Origin of the sequence: Aetokthonos hydrillicola CCALA 1050 (assembly GCF_017591665.1) — a bacterium.
GTDB lineage: Bacteria > Cyanobacteriota > Cyanobacteriia > Cyanobacteriales > Nostocaceae > Aetokthonos > Aetokthonos hydrillicola.
Genome location: NZ_JAAKGC010000055.1, coordinates 1 through 19,206, shown reverse-complemented (window position 1 = coordinate 19,206; position 19,206 = coordinate 1). Strand labels below are relative to the sequence as shown.

At 39.3% G+C, this 19,206-nt stretch carries 18 protein-coding genes; 8 read left to right on the top strand and 10 right to left on the bottom strand.

What is annotated here, in order from left to right:
• Positions 1–20: 20 nt before the first annotated feature.
• On the bottom strand, positions 21–1,250 hold the full coding sequence (locus tag G4P69_RS23675) for a serine hydrolase domain-containing protein (RefSeq protein WP_208345409.1): 1,230 nt from the start codon (positions 1,248–1,250) through the stop codon (positions 21–23).
• A gap of 604 nt (positions 1,251–1,854) precedes the next feature.
• Between G4P69_RS23675 and G4P69_RS23670 the strand changes: the two genes are divergently transcribed.
• The gene (locus tag G4P69_RS23670) at positions 1,855–5,223 is read left to right on the top strand and encodes an efflux RND transporter permease subunit (RefSeq protein ID WP_208351562.1); all 3,369 of its coding nucleotides are present in this window, start codon (positions 1,855–1,857) and stop codon (positions 5,221–5,223) included.
• A 5-nt stretch (positions 5,224–5,228) separates the two neighbouring features.
• Complete coding sequence (locus tag G4P69_RS23665; protein WP_208345027.1) at positions 5,229–6,617, top strand: efflux RND transporter periplasmic adaptor subunit; 1,389 nt, start codon at positions 5,229–5,231, stop codon at positions 6,615–6,617.
• Between the two features lie 85 nt (positions 6,618–6,702).
• On the opposite strand, the gene G4P69_RS23660 is transcribed toward G4P69_RS23665, so the two are convergent.
• The 3 genes from G4P69_RS23660 to ndhL form a co-directional block, all read right to left on the bottom strand.
• Entirely contained in the window at positions 6,703–7,350 is a 648-nt protein-coding gene (locus G4P69_RS23660) for a heterocyst differentiation related protein (RefSeq protein WP_208345028.1), read from the bottom strand.
• Between the two features lie 317 nt (positions 7,351–7,667).
• Complete coding sequence (locus G4P69_RS23655) at positions 7,668–7,964, bottom strand: DUF3007 family protein (protein ID WP_208345029.1); 297 nt, start codon at positions 7,962–7,964, stop codon at positions 7,668–7,670.
• Positions 7,965–7,989: 25 nt separating this feature from the next.
• Positions 7,990–8,202 (bottom strand): NAD(P)H-quinone oxidoreductase subunit L, encoded by a 213-nt coding sequence (gene ndhL / locus G4P69_RS23650; RefSeq protein WP_208345030.1) that lies wholly within the window; start codon positions 8,200–8,202, stop codon positions 7,990–7,992.
• A gap of 1,411 nt (positions 8,203–9,613) precedes the next feature.
• On the opposite strand from ndhL, the gene G4P69_RS23645 reads away from it, so the two are divergent.
• Positions 9,614–10,060: a CHAT domain-containing protein gene (locus tag G4P69_RS23645; RefSeq protein ID WP_208345033.1), complete on the top strand. Its 447-nt coding sequence runs from the start codon at positions 9,614–9,616 to the stop codon at positions 10,058–10,060.
• 292 nt (positions 10,061–10,352) lie between these two features.
• Here the strand turns inward: G4P69_RS23645 and G4P69_RS23640 are convergent, their stop codons facing one another.
• A complete protein-coding gene (locus G4P69_RS23640) occupies positions 10,353–10,493 on the bottom strand; it encodes a hypothetical protein (RefSeq protein WP_208345031.1) in 141 nt (46 codons plus the stop codon).
• Positions 10,494–10,552: 59 nt separating this feature from the next.
• Between G4P69_RS23640 and G4P69_RS23635 the strand changes: the two genes are divergently transcribed.
• Positions 10,553–11,917 (top strand): AAA family ATPase, encoded by a 1,365-nt coding sequence (locus G4P69_RS23635; protein WP_208351560.1) that lies wholly within the window; start codon positions 10,553–10,555, stop codon positions 11,915–11,917.
• Positions 11,917–12,648 (top strand): ParB/Srx family N-terminal domain-containing protein, encoded by a 732-nt coding sequence (locus G4P69_RS23630; protein WP_208344746.1) that lies wholly within the window; start codon positions 11,917–11,919, stop codon positions 12,646–12,648. The genes G4P69_RS23635 and G4P69_RS23630 overlap by 1 nt, the downstream gene beginning before the upstream one ends.
• 110 nt (positions 12,649–12,758) lie before the next feature.
• Here the strand turns inward: G4P69_RS23630 and G4P69_RS23625 are convergent, their stop codons facing one another.
• The 3 genes from G4P69_RS23625 to G4P69_RS23615 all read right to left on the bottom strand — a co-directional run bounded on the left by G4P69_RS23625 (position 12,759) and on the right by G4P69_RS23615 (position 13,922).
• Positions 12,759–13,163, bottom strand: coding sequence for a hypothetical protein (locus tag G4P69_RS23625; protein ID WP_208344747.1), 405 nt, complete (start codon positions 13,161–13,163; stop codon positions 12,759–12,761).
• Positions 13,164–13,214: 51 nt separating this feature from the next.
• A complete protein-coding gene (locus tag G4P69_RS23620) occupies positions 13,215–13,418 on the bottom strand; it encodes a hypothetical protein (protein WP_208344748.1) in 204 nt (67 codons plus the stop codon).
• Between the two features lie 255 nt (positions 13,419–13,673).
• Positions 13,674–13,922, bottom strand: coding sequence for an nSTAND1 domain-containing NTPase (locus tag G4P69_RS23615; protein ID WP_208344749.1), 249 nt, complete (start codon positions 13,920–13,922; stop codon positions 13,674–13,676).
• A 212-nt stretch (positions 13,923–14,134) separates the two neighbouring features.
• Here G4P69_RS23615 and G4P69_RS23610 point away from each other — a divergent pair, with 212 nt between their 5' ends.
• The gene (locus G4P69_RS23610; RefSeq protein WP_208344750.1) at positions 14,135–15,442 is read left to right on the top strand and encodes a hypothetical protein; all 1,308 of its coding nucleotides are present in this window, start codon (positions 14,135–14,137) and stop codon (positions 15,440–15,442) included.
• Between the two features lie 19 nt (positions 15,443–15,461).
• On the opposite strand, the gene G4P69_RS23605 is transcribed toward G4P69_RS23610, so the two are convergent.
• Positions 15,462–16,382 (bottom strand): lysylphosphatidylglycerol synthase transmembrane domain-containing protein, encoded by a 921-nt coding sequence (locus G4P69_RS23605; protein WP_208344751.1) that lies wholly within the window; start codon positions 16,380–16,382, stop codon positions 15,462–15,464.
• Between the two features lie 344 nt (positions 16,383–16,726).
• Here G4P69_RS23605 and G4P69_RS23600 point away from each other — a divergent pair, with 344 nt between their 5' ends.
• Together G4P69_RS23600 and G4P69_RS23595 are read left to right on the top strand one after the other, a co-directional pair.
• On the top strand, positions 16,727–17,284 hold the full coding sequence (locus G4P69_RS23600; RefSeq protein ID WP_208344752.1) for a DUF6658 family protein: 558 nt from the start codon (positions 16,727–16,729) through the stop codon (positions 17,282–17,284).
• A gap of 118 nt (positions 17,285–17,402) precedes the next feature.
• Positions 17,403–17,945: a hypothetical protein gene (locus G4P69_RS23595; RefSeq protein ID WP_208344753.1), complete on the top strand. Its 543-nt coding sequence runs from the start codon at positions 17,403–17,405 to the stop codon at positions 17,943–17,945.
• A gap of 279 nt (positions 17,946–18,224) precedes the next feature.
• On the opposite strand, the gene G4P69_RS23590 is transcribed toward G4P69_RS23595, so the two are convergent.
• A partial coding sequence (locus G4P69_RS23590) for a sensor histidine kinase (protein ID WP_243903031.1) occupies positions 18,225–19,206 on the bottom strand: 982 nt, incomplete at its 5' end.

Genomic DNA, 19,206 nt, shown 5'->3' with positions numbered 1-19,206 from the left:
TCCGGATAAAAAGGAAAAATTTAATTTTTCCTTTTTAGTTTTTCGTGGGGGTTCAATTTTTCGTTGGGGTTCATAGTATTGACTATGCCGATCGCTTTGTTTGCAAGTTTTTTTGCATCGCTATCTTGGTTGTTTAGCAGCAAAACTATGGTAGTCTGTTTGCTCGGCAAGTAGGCCATTAAAGTTACAAAACCGTAGGCTGTACCAGTATGCCCATAGGAATTTCCGTAAGGTGTTGGCAAGCGTTCTACACCTAGCCCATAGCTATAGCTGACGTTATTTCTTTTAAAGGTCAACATTTCTTTAGTCATCTTGGCAGATAGCAAGGTTTTCTTAGCAAATAAGGCTTGGGCAAATTTGGCTAAATCTTCTGCGTTAGAAACTAAGGCTCCATCTCCTAGACCATTTCCATCATTAACCTCAGCGTAACTGACAACCTTACCATCTTTATTGCGATCGCCATAACCTGTGGCGACGTTTCCTAGACTTGGTTCGCGCAGTTCAGTGAAGGTGTTTTTCAAACCTAACGGTTTTAAGACGAGGTTGCGAGTTGCTTGTGCAAGAGTCCCTTTAGTGATGTTCTCAACAATCAGTTCTAAGAGGATGTAGTTGCTATCTGTATAGATAAATCTCTCTCCTGGATCTGCTTGAGGTTGAGCATCATACATGTATTCCACTGCTTCACCAGCTGTCCAAGGCTGTGAACGGCTTCTTTTTGCTGTAGCTTCCTTGAACTCTTCTGTTGTGTCGTATTCCACAACTCCGCTGGTGTGGTTCAAAAGTTGACGAACTGTTATTTTGTCGCTGTTGACAATATGAGGACTGACTTTGGTTGGTAGATATGTGGCGATCGCCTCATCTAAATTTATTTTCCCTGCTTCCGCTAATTTCAGCACAACTACTGAAACAAAAGTCTTGCTCATGCTGGCAATGGAAAACCCATCCGTAGGTTTTATGCGTGTTTTGTTTTCCACGTTACTGATTCCGGATGTTTTCACCCATTTACCTTTAGGAGTAGAAATATACATTACTGCGCCAGGTATGTTCTGGTCTGAAACAGCTTCATCTAGTAGTCTCTGTAATTTCGTGCTAATATCTTTGGCAGAGTATGATTTTTCCTGTTTAGCAATAGATTTACCCATTGCTTTCTGACTAAGATTACTCCCTACTAAATATCCTGCACAACTTAGTGATATTACGTAGACTATTGCAACTAAAACTTTAACGGGAAGCAAAATTCTCTGATTCATCTTTACTCGCCTACTGGAAACCCAACCCAATTATCAACAAATTTAATTTTTCATTCTGATAATTTTAACCTTGCTCGAGAAAATTTTTTATACTCTTAACAATATAGCCCTTTTTATTTTGTATACAAAGTAGATATTTTTTAGGCAAAGTCGATTTAATTGCATATCCGCCAAAAATAATCTTTCCAAAGATAGATTTTTTGAGACGACGAATCCTGTTATTCAATAATTCGGAATTATTGAACAAATCAACTATCATAGGAAAGATTTAAAAATGTAAAGATAAGTTTAAAATTGTGAGGCACTACCCAAACAAACTTTTAAGAAACACCAGTTATTAGTCAAATTTGATACTTTAAAATCAGGTTATATATAGAGTGCGACTTGTCGCGATCAGAACACCACAATCTCTTTAATTTGTTATTGACAATTAAAATTGCATATGATAATAATTCAGATTAAGATCATTGATTTACTGCAACCACCTCACTAACAAAAATCGGATAGTAGGGAATATTTGCTCGAAAAGCTTAGCACTCTAAACTTTAGTTGTGCTAATTGTTGGCGATAACATTACCAGTAAACGCATTTCATAGGTAATTACATGTGGATAGTACGACTCGCTTTACGTCGCCCGTACACATTCGTGATCTTAGCCTTGCTTATAGTCCTTCTAGGTATAGTGACAATAACTCGGACAGCTGTGGACATTTTTCCAGCGATTAATATCCCAGTTGTTAGTATAGTTTGGACTTACAATGGCATAACGCCTGAGGAAATGGCAGAGCGGATTGTCACAATTAGTGAACGCGCTATTACAACGACTGTTGGTGATATTGAACACATGGAGTCTCAGTCCCTTAGTGGACTCAGTGTGATTAAAGTGTTCTTACAGCCAAATGCCAATATACCCTCGGCAGTAGCCCAGATCACGTCTATTAGTCAAACAATTCTACGCCCTCTACCACCTGGAATCACACCGCCGTTTATCATTCAATACAACGCTTCTAGTGTGCCGATTCTTCAGATGAATGTGGGTAGTCCAACCCTTCCTGAACAATCAATCTTCGACTACGCTACAAACTTTGTCCGTACTCAGTTAGCAACAGTACAAGGCGCAAGTGTACCTTTGCCCTTCGGTGGTAAACCTAGGCAGATTATGGTTGATATTGATCCAGAGGCACTTTATGCCAAAGGAGTTTCTGCCCAAGACGTTACTAACGCTGTTAGTGCACAAAACCTGATTTTGCCAGCAGGTAATGCAAAAATAGGTAGTCGTGACTATGCAGTACAGCTTAATAATAGTCCAGGCGTAGTAGCAGCTCTTAACGATTTGCCAATTAAACAAGTTAACGGGACTGTAGTTTATATTCGGGATGTAGCTCAGGTTAGAGATGGTTTCGCTGTGCAAACGAATGTTGTCCGTCAGGACGGGCGACGTTCTATTTTGGTCAGTATTCTCAAAAGTGGTAGTGCCTCTACAATTGATGTTATCAAGCGTGTTAAGGAAGCGATACCACAGATTAAAGCAACTTTGCCCAAAGATCTGACATTATCATATTTATTCGACCAATCCATCTTTGTTAAAGCTTCTATAGATGGGGTAATCAAAGAGGGGGTTATTGCTGCGTGTTTAACAGCATTGATGATTCTTATCTTCTTGGGAAGTTGGCGCAGCACGATAATTGTGGCGATTTCAATTCCCCTTTCTATCTTAGTCTCAATTATAATCATGAATTTCTTGGGGCAGACCTTCAACATCATGACTTTGGGTGGTCTTTCCCTAGCAGTTGGGATTCTGGTAGATGACGCCACAGTAGAAATTGAAAATATCCATCGAAACTTAGCACAAGGCAAGCCCCTCAAGCGAGCAATTTTAGATGGTGCTCAGCAAATTGCCGTACCAGCGTTTGTAGCAACGCTGTGTATCTGTATTGTTTTTGTACCAGTGGTGTTTTTGAGTGGAGTGGCACAGTACCTATTTGTGCCTTTAGCGATGGCAGTAGTATTTGCCATGCTAGCTTCCTACTTACTGTCAAGAACTGTAGTGCCAACAATGGCAAACTATTTACTACGTTCTGAATTAGACTTGTATACTGAAGGTGAGGAGGATAATGGTAGTGGGAACCTACACAATGGTCATCAGCACCAGACAGATTCACTAAATACTACGTTGCTTGATGAGCATAATAGTAACCAGTACCACACAGACTCACCAAATGGGAAATCTAACGGATCAACAGGGAAACACAAGCCAGTCAAGAAAAACTGGATCTGGCGGTTACATGAAAAGTTTAATCACCAATTTGAAAAATTTCGGAACTGGTATTACGGCATCCTCACATGGTCATTAAATCGCCGTAAGATCGTCTTCGTGTTGTTTGGCGCTTTTTGGGTGAGTGCTTTAGTGCTGTTACCATTCGTTGGACAAGACTTTTTCCCGCAAGTTGATGCTGGTCAGATGACTTTGCATGTAAGGGCTTTACCTGGAACTCGTATAGAAGAGACAGAACTTGTTGTTAGTAAAGTAGAAGACGTTATTCGCCAGACGATTCCAGCACATGATTTAGGTATGATTCTGGATAACATTGGTGTACCCAGCAGCGGTATTAACCTCACCTATGGGTACAACGGTGCCACAATTAGTAGTGCTGATGCTGATATTCTTGTCTCTATGAAAGAGTCAGGGAAGACTTTTTCATACATTAAGCAACTACGGCAAAAATTAAAAGCCAAGTTTCCACAGTACACGTTCTTTTTTCAGCCAGCCGATATTGTTACTCAAATTCTAAATTTTGGCTTACCTGCTGCTGTTGACATCCAAATATCTGGGCCAGTTCCAAACACCGAAGCAAACTATAAAATTGCTAAACAAATTGAAGCTCGTGTTGCTCGTGTTCCTGGTGCAGTAGATGTCCATGTACAGCAAGTTATGGATGCTCCAAGGTTACGCCTTGACGTGGATCGCACTCAAGCACAACAAGCTGGTTTAACTCAGCGGGACGTAGCCAATAGCGTGTTGACTAGTTTAAGTTCAAGCGGTCAAGCAGCAATTAACCAATGGCTTGATCCCAAAAAGGGTGTAAGTTATACCCTTGCTGTACAAGTCCCTCAGTACAAAATGAATTCCATTGACTCGCTGCAAAATACACCAATAGCGAATAACCAAACTGGATCACCCCAACTTCTACGCAATATAGCAACTGTAAAACGTGACAAGATGATGCAAGTTGTTAATCACTACAACGTGCAACCTGTTTTTGACATTTTTGCCAATGCTCAAGGTCGTGATCTTGGTGGCGTTTCCCGTGATGTTAATAAGATTGTGGCTGAATTTAAGCGCAAGTTACCTAGAGGTAGCAAAATTCAGGTGCGCGGTCAAGTTCAAACGATGAATTCTTCGTTTGTGGGTTTGGGATTAGGTTTGATTTTTGCGATTGTGTTGGTTTACTGCTTAATGGTGGTGAACTTCCAAACTTGGCTAGATCCTCTGATTATTATGATGGCGTTGCCTAGTGCTTTGGCTGGTATTATTTGGATGCTGTTTGTGACAGGTACTACCTTTAGCGTTCCCTCGTTGATGGGCGCGATTATGAGTATTGGTGTGGCAACATCAAATAGTATTTTATTAATCACTTTTGCCAATGATCAGCGTTTTGAAGGAGAGGACGCTTATCGTGCGGCTCAAGCGGCAGGTTACACTCGGTTACGTCCGGTATTAATGACTGCCTTTGCCATGCTCATCGGTATGATACCAATGTCCCTCGGTCTTGGGGAAGGCGGCGAACAAAATGCACCTTTAGGTCGTGCTGTAATTGGCGGGTTGTCGGCTGCGACATTTGCCACTCTCATTTTTGTGCCAGTTGTTTATAGCATTTTACGGCGTCAACAGCCTCGTCCTATGGATGAGGAGGACGATGCTCTCTCTGATCCACATCAAGCACTTGCTTTCTCATCACAACAGCAGAAGTAATATTTATGGATTCTCAAGATCGTAAATCCCCATCTCCAGCGGTTGATACAGAGTCGCGAGATCAACCCTCATCAGCACAACCAGCACCTTTGAAGCAGAAAGAGGAACACCATCATGGTCGTCCTCCTATTGTGGCGATCGCGCTGGGTCTTGGCGCTGTGGTGAGCCTGTTGGCTGTAGGCATTTTACCCCGGATTAACCAACAAGAAGAATTAAAAGCCGCCGTAAAGGAACAAAGCGTTGTACCTAAGGTCAACGTGATCACTCCTCACCGTGCTACTGCTAGTAATTTGGTTCTTCCTGGTACTATAGTATCTCTCAACCAAACTACGGTTTATGCTCGTAGTACTGGGTATCTGCGTCGATGGTTAGTGGATATTGGTCAGCCAGTACGTGCTGGTCAGTTGTTAGCTGAGATTGAGTCTCCTGATGCTGATCAACAAGTTACACAAGCACGTGCTCAACTAGCACAAGCACAAGCTAGCTTGGTTCAAAGTCGTGCCACTTTAGCCAAAGGTTATTCGGATTTAAACCAATCTCGTGCTAACTTACTCATAGCCCTGAAAACCTGGGAGCGTTGGAAGACACTGGTACAGCAGGGTGTTGTCTCACAGCAAGATGCAGACACAAGATATGCAACATATCAAGCTAACTTAGCAACCGTTCAATCTGCTGAAAATACTGTTAAAGTTGCTCAAGCTAACATCAAGGCTACTGAGGCGATCGTCAATTCCAATCAAGCAAATCTACAACGCTACGTTGTGTTGCAGTCCTTTCAAAAAGTGACTGCTCCTCTTACTGGCATTATAACTGCACGTAACGTGAGTACAGGGGTTTTAATTACGCCACCAAGCAACGCAAGTAGCAGTGGTGGTAGTAGTAGCCTTTACACAATTGCTAGTTATGACAACGTTTACGCAAACGTTAATGTGCCGCAGACTTTAGCACAGTCACTCAAGAATGATCAACCTGCTGAGATTACAGTCCGTGAATTCCCTCAAAGAGTATTCAGCGGTAATGTAGCACGCACAACCAACGCTCTCGATCCAAATACTCGCACCTTGCTCACCCAAATATCAGTCAAGAATTTAGACGGAGCGTTGCGACCAGGTATGTATGCAACAGTCAACTTTAAGAAACTTGCCTCTGCTAATCCTCCTTTTATTGTTCCTGATAGTGCCTTGGTAATCAACGCATCAGGTACACAAGTAGCAACAGTAACTAAAGATAATACAGTGCATTATCAAAAAGTTGAGCTAGGGAGGGATTTTGGCACAGAGATAGAAGTTACCTCTGGTTTAAGAGGAAATGAATTGTTGGTTGCCACTCCTACAGTAGATCAAACAGAAGGCACAAAAATACAACCTGTTGTGCAAAAGAGAAAAGCAAAATAATTGTCAAGTTTGTTAAGTATGGGCAAAACACCCTGAAGATAACTTGGGAGGGTTGCCCTTACAAATTTACATTTTTCGCTTCCATTTAATAAGTATCTTCATACTCTGCATCAGCTCGTCTGACCACACCACGTGGGGGAAGAAACTCAGCACGACGCACAGGAGCTAGTGGCGGAGTGGGACCGTTATAAGGGTGAATAACCTGTACCGTACGGGTTGGGCGTTGCTGTTTTGGTCCAAATAAAGCCAAGACACCAGCAACAACAACACCACCGCCAATCGTTAAAGTCATACCGCCTACCGCCCAAGCTATAGGTGAAGACCACCAAGGACTTTGCTCTGGCTGTAAAGTTGGTTTGACTGGTATGGGTTGGTTATTTTGAGCGTTTTGCGCGTTTATAGCATTTACTTGGGCTTGATACTGAAACTGGATTTGCTGAATTTGGGTTTTGAGCTGATCATTTTCTTTTTTGAAGGCTTCATTCTCCATTTTCAGCCGTTCCATTGCCACCCTTTCTTCAGTGGTTGGGCCACTTGGTGCTGGGGGATTAGGATACACTGGTTGCCCATAAGGATATTGCGGTGGTGGAACCACCGGCTGTGGCGCTACTACAGAAGAAACTTGCGAGGGCAAAATGTTAGGTTGTAGGGAATTACCCGTCCCCTTAAGCAATAAAAGAGCTGCTAGTCCTGCTACGGCGACTCCACCGATAAATGCCATACTTTCACTCATCGCCTTCGCCCCTAAAATGTAGCAAAATTATCATTCTTACGGATTGGTACACACTCACTCTCCTAGTCACACTCATAATTTATACCCTATTTCACTTTAAAAGATACTCAAAATTTATAATCAGATAAATTTTTTAGTGTAATGGGGCATGGGGCATGGGGCATAGGGCATGGGTACAAAAAAAAGGTAAATCCTACGCAGTATTGACTCGTTCCCACTTAGGATTAACCGATATTATTCTCTCCTGTGCGCCTCTGCTCCCCTGCCCCTCTGCTCCTCCGCCAATGCCCCATGCCCATTGCCCCATGCCCATTGCCCTACTCTTTCTCAATTTCAGCTTGAATTTGCGCTAGTTCTTCAGGAGAAAGTTCTTCCAAACGCTTGTTAAGGAAGGCTTCTTCATATTGTTTGCGCTGTTGGTGGTAGGTCATGTTTTTGCTTGTCGCGCGGAAAACGTAGGTGAGTAACCAACCAACTAACCCACCTACTAACAAGGCTTGGCTCCAAATACCAGCATTTTGGCTATCCAAGCCTAGTTGTTGCAACAAGATATAAGCCAAGCCGCCTGTAATAAAAACGCCAAAGCCAATTCCAAGAGCGTCAATGCGTCGCATGATGATGACCTACCAAATAAATCTGTTAAACCTCAATCTGTCGTTTCTGGGGTCTCCAATTCACAAACGGAGACAAAAGCAATAAACCTGGGAAGAAGAAGAACACTAAAAAGTACATAAAGCTACGCTCTAAGGAGGTAGCTGTGTACCACCGCAGGTTGAGATATAACAGAATGGCAACTGGTACGGCTAAAAGATAAGCTCCAGCTAAACTGAGATACAGTAGCGCTACAACCATAATTGTTGGCTCTAAGTAAAAACGAATGTGAATCCTCTTTCCATAATAATAGGCGGAGCGCCTAAGCTAGCGTAAGCAAAGAGGCAGTTTTGATATGGCTACTCAATGATACAACCTCAGCCATAGTTAAAGAGGAGCCAGGAGACAGAATTCAGGAGTCAGCATACACTACCTATACAGGAATGATGTATTCTAACTCCTGCCTCCTGACTTGTGAATTCTATTCGATAAAAACATTTTGCATTTTTAATAGACAAATAACAAAATCTGTGTTTTTATAGATAAAGTTGATCAAAAAAGTTGATCAATAGCAGTTTTATCAAAATTACTGGGTTTAAAACCCCGTCCTAAAAGGACTGCTTTATGGTAGAATGCTACTATGTCAGTACAAGACATTTAAATAAAACCTACTCCCGGACTGGGAGAAAGTCACGCCTAAAACACTCTTGAGGAGACATCAGCACGCCCTAGGGGCAAACGTGCCGAGCCTGGGAACCTGTGAAAGCAGGATATTAAGACTGAAAGGTCTTAAGAATCTCCGTCTCTTTAGAGAGGAGAGTGTCAAATAGCTGTAGACTCAGACGTTGTGTCTCATTCGGTAGAAGCGGGAAGTAAACACCCCAAATCTCAGAGACGAACTACGGGTAAGTTGTATGTGGCAGCTTTGCTGTTTTAATACATATAATAGTAACTACCCAAAAATATCAGGGGGTGTGGCGGAATGGTAGACGCTACGGACTTAAGGAATTGAGCCTTGATAAAGAAATTTATCAAGTGACTGCTCTCAAATTCAGGGAAACCTAAATCTGTTAACAGATATGGCAATCCTGAGCCAAGCCTAAGAATTTTAGATTTGTGATTTCTCATCAAGAATCTAAAATCTCAGGAAGGTGCAGAGACTCGACGGGAGCTACCCTAACGTAAAGCCGAGGGTAAAGGGAGAGTCCAATTCTCAAAGCCTAATTAGGCAGTCGCGAAAGCTGCAGGAGAATGAAAATCCGTTGATCTTAAACGGTCGTGTGGGTTCAAGTCCCTCCACCCCCATTTAAATTTATGACATCCTAATGTAGGTTGGGTTGAGGAACGAAACCCAACATTTGTAATATTTTGTTGGGTTTCACTTCGTACCCCTACGGGGAAGCAAGCTATAACCCAACCTACCAGTCTACTCATCTACCTTAAAATTTCTTAAGATCCCTTGAAATATTAACACCAACTCACTTACACGATTTAAGTGCTGAAACAAAGGCGTTTTCATGTACCCTGTTTACAGGGTACTCAGTGTAGTATACTCTCAAGAATTAACCGGATAAGTGTTGTAGTGAAATGCATGTAGCTAAAAACAGTGAAAACCACGGCAAAAAAAATCCTGATTCTATCAGCTAATCCCTAGGACACAAGTCAGCTACGACTGGATGAAGAAGTACGGGCAATTCAGGGAGCGTTGGAACGAGCCAAAAATCGAGAGCAGTTTGAAATGATTACCAGGTGGGCGGTGCGTACAGATGATTTAAGGCGTGCGCTATCGGATCTCTCGCCACAAATTGTTCACTTTTGCGTTCATGGCGTGGTAAACCAAGGTTTAGCGCTACAGAATGATACAGGTGCTACGCATCTGGTGAGTACTGAGTCACTAGCACAGCTATTTAAGTTATTTAAGGATAAGGTAGAGTGCGTGTTGTTGAATGCTTGCTATAGCGAGGAGCAAGCAGAAGCAATTTACCAACACATTGACTACGTTATTGGGATGAACCAGGCGATAGGCGATCGAGCAGCAATTAAATTTGCTGTGGGATTTTATGATGCATTGGGGGCGAATAGATCCTATCAAGAGGCTTATGAGTTTGGCTGTAAGTAAGTCGGCGTTAATATTTCACGCTATGTTAAGAAATTTTAACGTGGGGTGTGTTGTAATGCACTGCCACAAATTTAAGGTGCGTTACGTCATATCTTGCACTTGGGCTGTCACCCAGCCAGCGATTTAAATCGCTGGCTGATAGCTAAAGTCCTCTCAAGAGGACTGATGAAGGATTTCAGTCCATTTCAATGGACTTAAGCTATTAGCCCGGAACTTCAGTTGTGGGCGGGGTATCGGGCTGATTCAGAATGGTGCAAGATGTCAGCTACCCTGAATTTACATTTCTTCATATTCATTGAATTTGGCGATCGCGTAACCCCATTGGTATGAGCAAGACACACCACAGTTTCGAGTAGTTCTGTGTCTGGTAGGTGAGTGCGATCGCTCCTAAACTCTCTAATACTCCACACACCCAGTAGTTTTTCTTACGCAAACAAAAATACCTATGTCATAATCAGACATGTATCAACTTGTCGATTAGGTATAAGAAGATTGTCTTTTAATCCTGAGTTTTGCCGCAATGAAAGCGAAGTTGAAAGCAAACTTATAGTCCAATATTTGCTGCCAGAGTTAGGTTATACACCAGAGACTTGGCACCAAGAAGTTGTAGTTGGCAGTATCAGGTTAGATTTTTTAGCGTTTGCAGCACAAGCTATTCCGTTTGTTTTAGATGCGAACTCGCCTCTGAGTGTTGTGATGGAGGCAAAGCATCCAAAGCATAACTTAGATCATTATGTCTCTAGGCTCAGGCATTATTTAACAAGTTTGAATGTCGAATATGGACTGATAACTAATGGTAGAGAAATCAGAATATATCACAAATTAAAAGATGATATTCAAATGATATTCCAATGTTCTGGTAAAGAAATTCATAGTAATATATTTGAGATCAAAAATTTAATTGGCAGAGATAGCTTGAAAGCAAGGTACCACAATAATGGCTTAAAAGCAAAAATTTCTGAGAGTGATAAAAATGATGAAGTCAGGAGGAAACATTCAATGAAAATTATTGCAGTATATCACAACAAAGGTGGTGTAGGCAAAACAACAACAGTCGTCAACCTTGCATCAGCTCTTAGCAAAAGAAACAAAAGAGTTTTAGTCATTGACTTAGATAGTCAAGCTAACACCACATTTGCTACAGGGTTAGTCAAATTTGATGACGAAGAATTTGATAATATTCAAGACTGTAACATTCTTCACGTACTGCAATCAGTTGATTTCTATCCTATCTCAGAAGTTGCAAGAACCTCTAATTTTAGTAATCCAGAAATTTACGTAGTTCCTGCACACATCGATTTGATGAACAATGAAACCGATTTAAATAGTCTTGATTTCAGCCGAATGATACTGATTGATAAACTAGAAGAGGTACAAGATGACTATGATGTTGTACTCATTGACACGCCACCTTCTTTAAACCTGTATGCAAGAATCGCTTTGATAGCTGCCGATTATTTGATAATTCCATCAGATTTAAAACCCTTTGCCAACCAGGGATTAAGAAATGTTAAAGAATTCATCAAAAACGTTGATAGTTTTAGAAGACAGATAAGAAAGCCACCTATTCAAATACTAGGTGTTCTTCCTTGCAAAATATCCACCAATTCTAAGTTCGTGCAAACCACTTTGAAAAATCGGTTACAAAAAATTTCTGAACGATACGGTATTGACGTTATGGATACTGTGATTTATGAAAGAGATGATTTGGCAAAGTGTGCTGAAAAAACTTTGATGGTTGGAGAAATAGAAGTTGCGGATCCGGTTTCTGTGATTGATTTTAAACCTCATTCACTTTCAGCACAAGAATTTGAGTTGTTAGCAAAAGAAGTATTACAAAAAATAGGCATGAGTTAATGAAATTATCTACTTCACTGGTGAGTGTCAAAAAAATTACTTGCGCAGCACCTCTCTCTATGTTTCAAGATGAAGAGGTAGAACAAGCTGCAAAATTAATTTTAGAATCTGAAGGAGTTATTAACCCCATAGTTGTTCGCAGAAAAGATTTGCAATCATACGAGGTAGTTGATGGAGCGTTTGAATATTACGCTGCTCTTAGAGCAAGAGAGATAGATCCTCGTAAAGGTGAGACGATTGGAGTATTTATTATTGAGCCTGAGAATGAAGAGCGTTTAATAAAACAAGTTGAGCTATTCAGAAAACAAAAATCCGATACATCAGGCAAGACTGTCTGGAATTCTGATGACATTGAAATGTTTCTCAAAAATTTGGAATCACGCTTTGACAAAATAACTCATCAGTTGTTAGAAGAAGCAACCTCTAAAGTAAGATTAGAAAATGAACTTGAAAATCTTAAGAAAAAGAAACCCAAGAATACTAAACCCTTAGAAATTTTTAATAAACTTCCCAAAGATCAACTTGCTTCCAAGTTACAAAATACTGGGTTTAGTTCTAAAAAAGCGTCCGATATAGCAGAAATGGTAGAAATAGAGCGTCTTAAAGAGCAGTTTAAATCTTTGAACGATGTGGTTGAACGGGTTAAAATTCCAAGTGGAAGGAAACTGGTTAAAGGAATCAGCCCTGAGAAAATGCTACATATAGTCGATCAGTGGTCAGACAGTAATTAAGTACTGCCTCTAGTAGCGCCTAAAGAAATTAACCCTGATATCTGTTATAAAAGTTATGGAAGAGGTCTGATGCGATCGCATTTGCTGTTCTAAATGTCGCTCTCGAAAAATTATTGGTGCTTCCGTTTTAGCTCCAACCAGGGAGAATCAACATCTAAAACCCAATGCTCATCTAGAAATTCCAAATTTTCATTAAAAATTAGAACTATCTCACCAATTGTCTGATGTTTATGGCTTAGCTTATCCGAAGCATCAACAGGAATATTCAGGATAAACTTGAGTTGTAAAAAGCGTTCTTTCCCTGTAAAACCAATAGAACTACTAGTTAATTCTAATTCTAAATTAAGAGGTAAAATAATTTCCTCATAATATGTATCTTCCTCATCCCAGTAACCACCAACTGTATAGTTACATGCATCTAGATGTTCTCTAGCGAGTGCATTACTATCTATAGTTTCTAAAAGTTTTGTTAAATCTTGCCAGACTTGGTGATTCTTTAATTCAAGCTGAGTCATGGTTGTTTTTTAGTTAATGTTCTGTAACCCGCAAGATTTGCGATCGGCGCTTCACAAGAGCGGAGAGGCTGCACTGGCTGCTGTAATACCAATAGTTCTTGTTTTAGTTGGCTCTAAAGCTTCGAGTGCTAAAATTTCCGCTTGATCTGCAAGCCGATAAAGTTCTACAGCACGAGCATTATTCTGCTCTCTCTTCACTGATTCTGCCAATTTTGCATAATGCTCACTTTCACAATGATGTGATACCCAACTCATAATTAAAATTCTACGGTTTGCATCATTATTAATTTAGCGCGGAATCCAACTACACAGGCTAAAGCAGTTTCAACACCCCCAATATCTATGTAAGCTTGATGAGTCAGAGGCTATTTATAAAGTAAATCTTAAGCACCGTTAGCACCAAAAACCTTTAATTTGCGTAGGTTGGGTTGAGGAACGAAACCCAACATTTTTAGAATTTTGTTGGGTTTCACTCCGTTCAACCCAACCTACAGAGTCTTAATGTTTACTTTATAAATTATCTCTCAGCCATCCTCTGTGTTGTTTTTGCCACAATTGAGTTAAAGTAAATTCCTGCAAAGGTAAGTAACTGGAAGATTCTAACACCACATCAATGAGACGTTGTGTTAATCCTGGTTCTAATTGCACTTTAAGGCTATTAGCTGGTTGTTCTATGGCTGTTTGTAATTCTTGGGCAGGCGAGCCAGGAGCAGGGAAAATTAGTCGACAACAGCCTACATTAAATTGTAAAAAATTCATATAGCAATCATAGTTTTTTTATAAAAATAAGTTTGCTTAATAAATAGAGTGTCTGCGTATTGCGAACTAACCGTAATGCTAATATAAAGCCATATAACTATTTCTTTGAGAAAAAATCACCGAAATTTTAAAATAATCAATTGTTACTGACAGTAATCGAGGTTAAGCTGAGAAGAACATAAACAGTGAAACCTCTGAGTTAGAAAATTATTATGACAACTAAAAGTTTATCAATTAATCAAGAGCAAGAAAATATCCGGAACTTAGGCAAACAATATCTAAGCTTCGAAATGGCACAAGAGAAAATTTATCGTTTTTTTCTGGAAATTGTTAGAAACTGGAAGCCAGAGGATGTCTTAAATGAGTTTAAGTGTTTATTTATAGACACTATTGATGTATTCAATTCTAATTTTTCATCAGGGATATATGAAATCTTTATTGAAAGTACTGAAGATGAATTTCATAACACATTTAAGCGTTGCTGCTATATTTTAATTAATAATTGGGAAACTAGTAGAAAATATCAGTACATACAAAAATTAATCAGTTTACTAGAAAATCTTCACGAGAATATAAAGTTAACAAGTTCACGCCCAAAAAGTAGATACAAGGTTTGGCTAGAAAACTTTTTAGCAAGTAATGACTACGAAGAGTTAAAACTATTTGCTTATAAACACGAAGAGTCGGTACAACAACATTGGACTAAGCGTTACAGATCTTATTTATTGACGGCTCAATCTTTAAACAAAAAAAATCCAAAAGAGCAACAAGAGGTTGCTCATAAAATATCCAGACAGCTAAAAGACAAATTTAAGTTTGAACTGGCAATGTATAGCGCTCATTCTGAAACTGCGCTCGCTAAGACAAATCGTTACAAAAATCCCAGTACTTTAGGGGATGAGGTAGTACGTTTAATTAAGAGAATTATAGTTAAAAATGGTGTTTTTAACTATAAAAATATAGCTAATATATTTGTTAAACAAACAGAAAATCAAACCTTTAAGCAATTCAAAGAAAGTATTCAGAAGTATTTAATTTTTTCTGTTGATCAACAAGAAGTTGTAGAAACATTAAAACAGGACTTATCAGATAAAATATTGTCTTTTCTAGTTGATTACGACAAACAAACGGTAAGTAAGGATTTGCTATTGAGAACCAGCAACCGTATTATTGATTTGTTGACAACAGAAAATGGTCGAGAGCCTTCTGCATTATTCACTTTATTAGTTCTACAAGGCAATTCTTTAACATTGGTTATTGTCTTGCTGAAAATAATTTTAATCTGCAAAAATTCTCGTAGCCATTTAGAACTTCGTATTGCTAACCTGATTGGTTACTATGATAAATATCCAGCAGAAGAATGCCGTTGGTTTATTAATTTCATAGAAATTTTAAATATTATGTTGGCTATTTATGCAGATAATATTGAATATAATTTGATTAACATGGAAGAAAATCAACAATATCGGAATCCACAGCTTGATTTACATGCTTATCGTGTATTCTCTCAATCGAAATAATTGATAGATCCTGTATTTTTTACCGATTCATTAGATGTTCATCAAGCCAAGCTAGGCTAGCACCAAGAGTTTCAGCTAAAATGCTGACTAATCGATACAAAACGGTAGCACTAATGACTACCGCCGCCGGAAAATGGTGTTGCAGTGCAGCAATCTCAGTAGCTTCAAACACTCCAAAACCACCAGGCGCAGCTGGAACAACTAATCCTAGCAACCAAGCAAAACTAAAACTTCCTAGTAATAAAGGAATTTCGCTTAAGTTTAATGGACTAAGGGCAAACAGAGTTAATATAAACCCAGCACTACGCAATCCTACAAAGCCTAATTCTCCTAATAAAGGTTTTAGTGGATAGCGTTCTAGACCAACAATTACACTGTTGCTTGAGGTAGTAGAAGATAACTGCTTTGTCTTTAACCTGTAAAGTAGACGAATGACTGGGTTCAAAAATCGAGGATGAACAATAGCAAGAACCCCTAACAAACCGAATAATTCTGCAATTTTTCCAGTGAGATTTATATTTTGTGCTGTGAATTGGCTGCTTAGTAGAACAATAACTAATGCTGCTGCTGCCATAAGTAGTGGTTCTAGCAGCACAATTAGGGTTGCTAGCCCAGCAGAAACATTGGCATGTTTTGCAGCGATAATTCTACCGTAGTAATGCCACACATTACCTGGCACATACTTAGCTATGTTTGTTTTTAAATATACTTGTATGAATTCGGAAGAGTTTATTGGTTGATTTAACTCTCGAAAAATCCAAGTCCATACCCAGCCCGCCCATATGTGTGCGAGTAAGGTTACACCAATGGCGATCGCAATAATTGCCCATCCTACTGGTTCAATACGGATAGCTGTTACCTCAACCCAATGATCCTTAAGGGCTTTTCCCAGAAAAAACAATGTCCCGCCCAAAATGAACCAACGTAAAATTTGCTTCATAAATCAGATATTTTAATTTATCTTGAAATTTGAATTTGTCTTGCTTAACTTAATTGTCTGTAGCTTCAATTTTGACATTAAGGAGTCTTCTATAAATCTAGGAAGACGTACATATATAAAATCATGGTTAAATAGTTATACTCTCTTAAAAAGACAGCAAATAAATGAGAGCTTAATAATAGATACTTATATCTCCCGAAAGTTAGAGAGAAAAAATCGATTAATATTAATCATCATGCGACCTACGTTAGAGGTTAGCTTTGCTTTTCCTTTATAGCATCAATAAAGATAAAACCTAATTAAAAAGGTTTTGCTTCTCATAAGCTAAAAGGAGGGCGTGATTTGTGAACAGGCTAATAGCTTTTATTAAAAAACTGCGACTACGCCAAGTCTTAGCTATATTTTTCGTAAGTATATTGTTAATAGCAAACACTGCTTGCAGTGGTGCTAATGCTCAAGGTGCGAACCCAAATAATCCAGCGGTGCAAGCTGGTGGAGCTAACAACCCATACAAAGGTGGCGGGGATAAATATCTCAACCAGAGAATGTCTGTCGATGCTGAGGTTAATAACCATAAGGGTGATCAATCTACCCTATTGCTAAACTCACAACCATTAGTTGCTTACAGCAATAGAGAATCTGAGATACTTTACCCTGGAGCAGAGACCCCAGAGGGCAGAATCTACAAAGAGGATAATTTACCAATTGTAACACAGAAAAGTTTCGAACAGCCTGAGCCTGGTGGTTTAATTCAGAATTCACCTGATGTAGGAACTCGATTCAGAGAACGAATCAATGCTGTTCAAGGTGCATTTGGCGAAGCTTCAGAATTTCTCAAAGATAAATCTGCTGAAGCAAGCGCAAGACCAGAGTTGAAACGTAATCCAGCATTAGAAAAATAGAATTGATTTTTTGTGGGTTTCACAGTTGCATTTGAACCCAAACCAACAATCTAAAACTGTTGACCAGATACTTGCTCAACATTTAGATTAACCCAAAAAGTAAACAAGGAGTAGCACAATGAGCAAAATTATTTCTACAATAAAAAACTTTCGTCCATTTAAGACAATAACAGTCTTTCTGGTAGCCATCGTCATGTTTGTTACTCAAGCTTGTAGCTCTGTACAAGCAAAAGCACCAGAAGCAACATCATCAAAAGCAGAAGTTCCTCATCAAATCGTTGGAAATCAATCAGCACCACCTAATTCTGAAGTGTACGTCCCCAAAGGAACAAATATCAAATCCCGTTACGAAGGCGGGATGAACAATTTCAGCGACGTAGATCCGAGAACTAAAACCAACATAAAAGCTCAAAGCGAGTATCTCAAAGAAAACGCTCAAACAAACATTGATGAGAAGTCAATAGACAGCGCACAGCAATATGGTCGGAACTATCGGGAAGGTACACCCCTTGGAGAAAGAACTAAGCGCCTTGGTGAGGATGTAAAACAATCAGCCCAAGAATTGGGAGAAGGTTTAGTCAAGGGAACTCAGAGAGGAATCGACAATATTAAGGAAAATACTAAGGACGCCGTTAGCGGCTTGTCTGACAACGTTCAATAATCTGCTGAGGATACTATAAAGCCTTAATACGAATGCAGAAAACTCTTGAGATGTGTCTCGAATACTTGAGACACATTTTTTTTAAGCTTATATGAGAGCCAATACTGCTCGGTTAACGAGAATTCGAGAATTGTAGGTTGGGTAGAGCGATAGCGAAACCCAACAAAACCCTATAAATGTTGGGTTTCGTTCCTCAAACCAACCTACATTAAATTTAAGTTTTTAGCTTAACCGAGCAGTATTGATATGAGAGCAATTGATATTTCTCCTTTAAAGAAGTTAGCTTTCAATATCAATAGGAATCTCAATTTGAAATTCAGTTCCCTCGCCTAATACAGATAAACAATACAGTTTCCCCTGATGTTTCTCCACAACAATATGATAGGCTATTGATAAACCTAACCCAGTTCCTTGACCAACAGGTTTCGTAGTGAAGAAGGGATCAAAGATGTGTTGCTGAACGTCAGAAGCGATACCTGAACCATTATCTTTGATACTAATTAAAATCTTCTGGTTATCTACAACCGAAGTCGAAATCTCAATAGTTGGTATCTGACTTGTAGACTGCCAATGGTGCATATTCTCCTTTAATGCATAAATTGCATTGTTGAGAATATTCATAAAAACCTGATTCAATTGATTGACATAACAACTAACCTTGGGTAGTTGACCATAATTCTTTATTATTTGAATATCTAATTTATGAGGTATTGTCAACTGATGATTCAAAATCATTAAGGTATTATCTATCCCTTCATGAATATCTACTGGCTTTAATTTTGCTTCATCTAGTCGAGAGAAGTTTCGTAAACCTAGAACGATATTTGTAATTCGCTGGCTACCTGCTCTCATAGATTCCATTAACTTAGGTAGATCATTACATAAATACTGTAGATCAATAGCTTTTATTTTTGCTGCTATTGCTGAATTAAATTGTGGATATTGCTCTTGATAAACCCTAATTAAATCTAGCAAATCATTGACATACTGATTCGCATACCCGAGATTACCATCAATGAAACCAATGGGATTGTTAATTTCATGAGAAATCCCTGCTACCATTTGCCCTAAACTCGACATTTTTTCACTATGAACCAGTTGAGCTTGGGTTTTTTGTAAATCCAGCAGAGCCTTTCTTAATTCAGCCGTTCGTTCTTCAACTTTTCGTTCCAACTCACTATTAGCTTTTTGTAAAGCTTCTGCTGCTCTAGTGGTTTCTGTAGCAATACTGGCAATATGAGTCGCTGTTTTGAGAATTTCT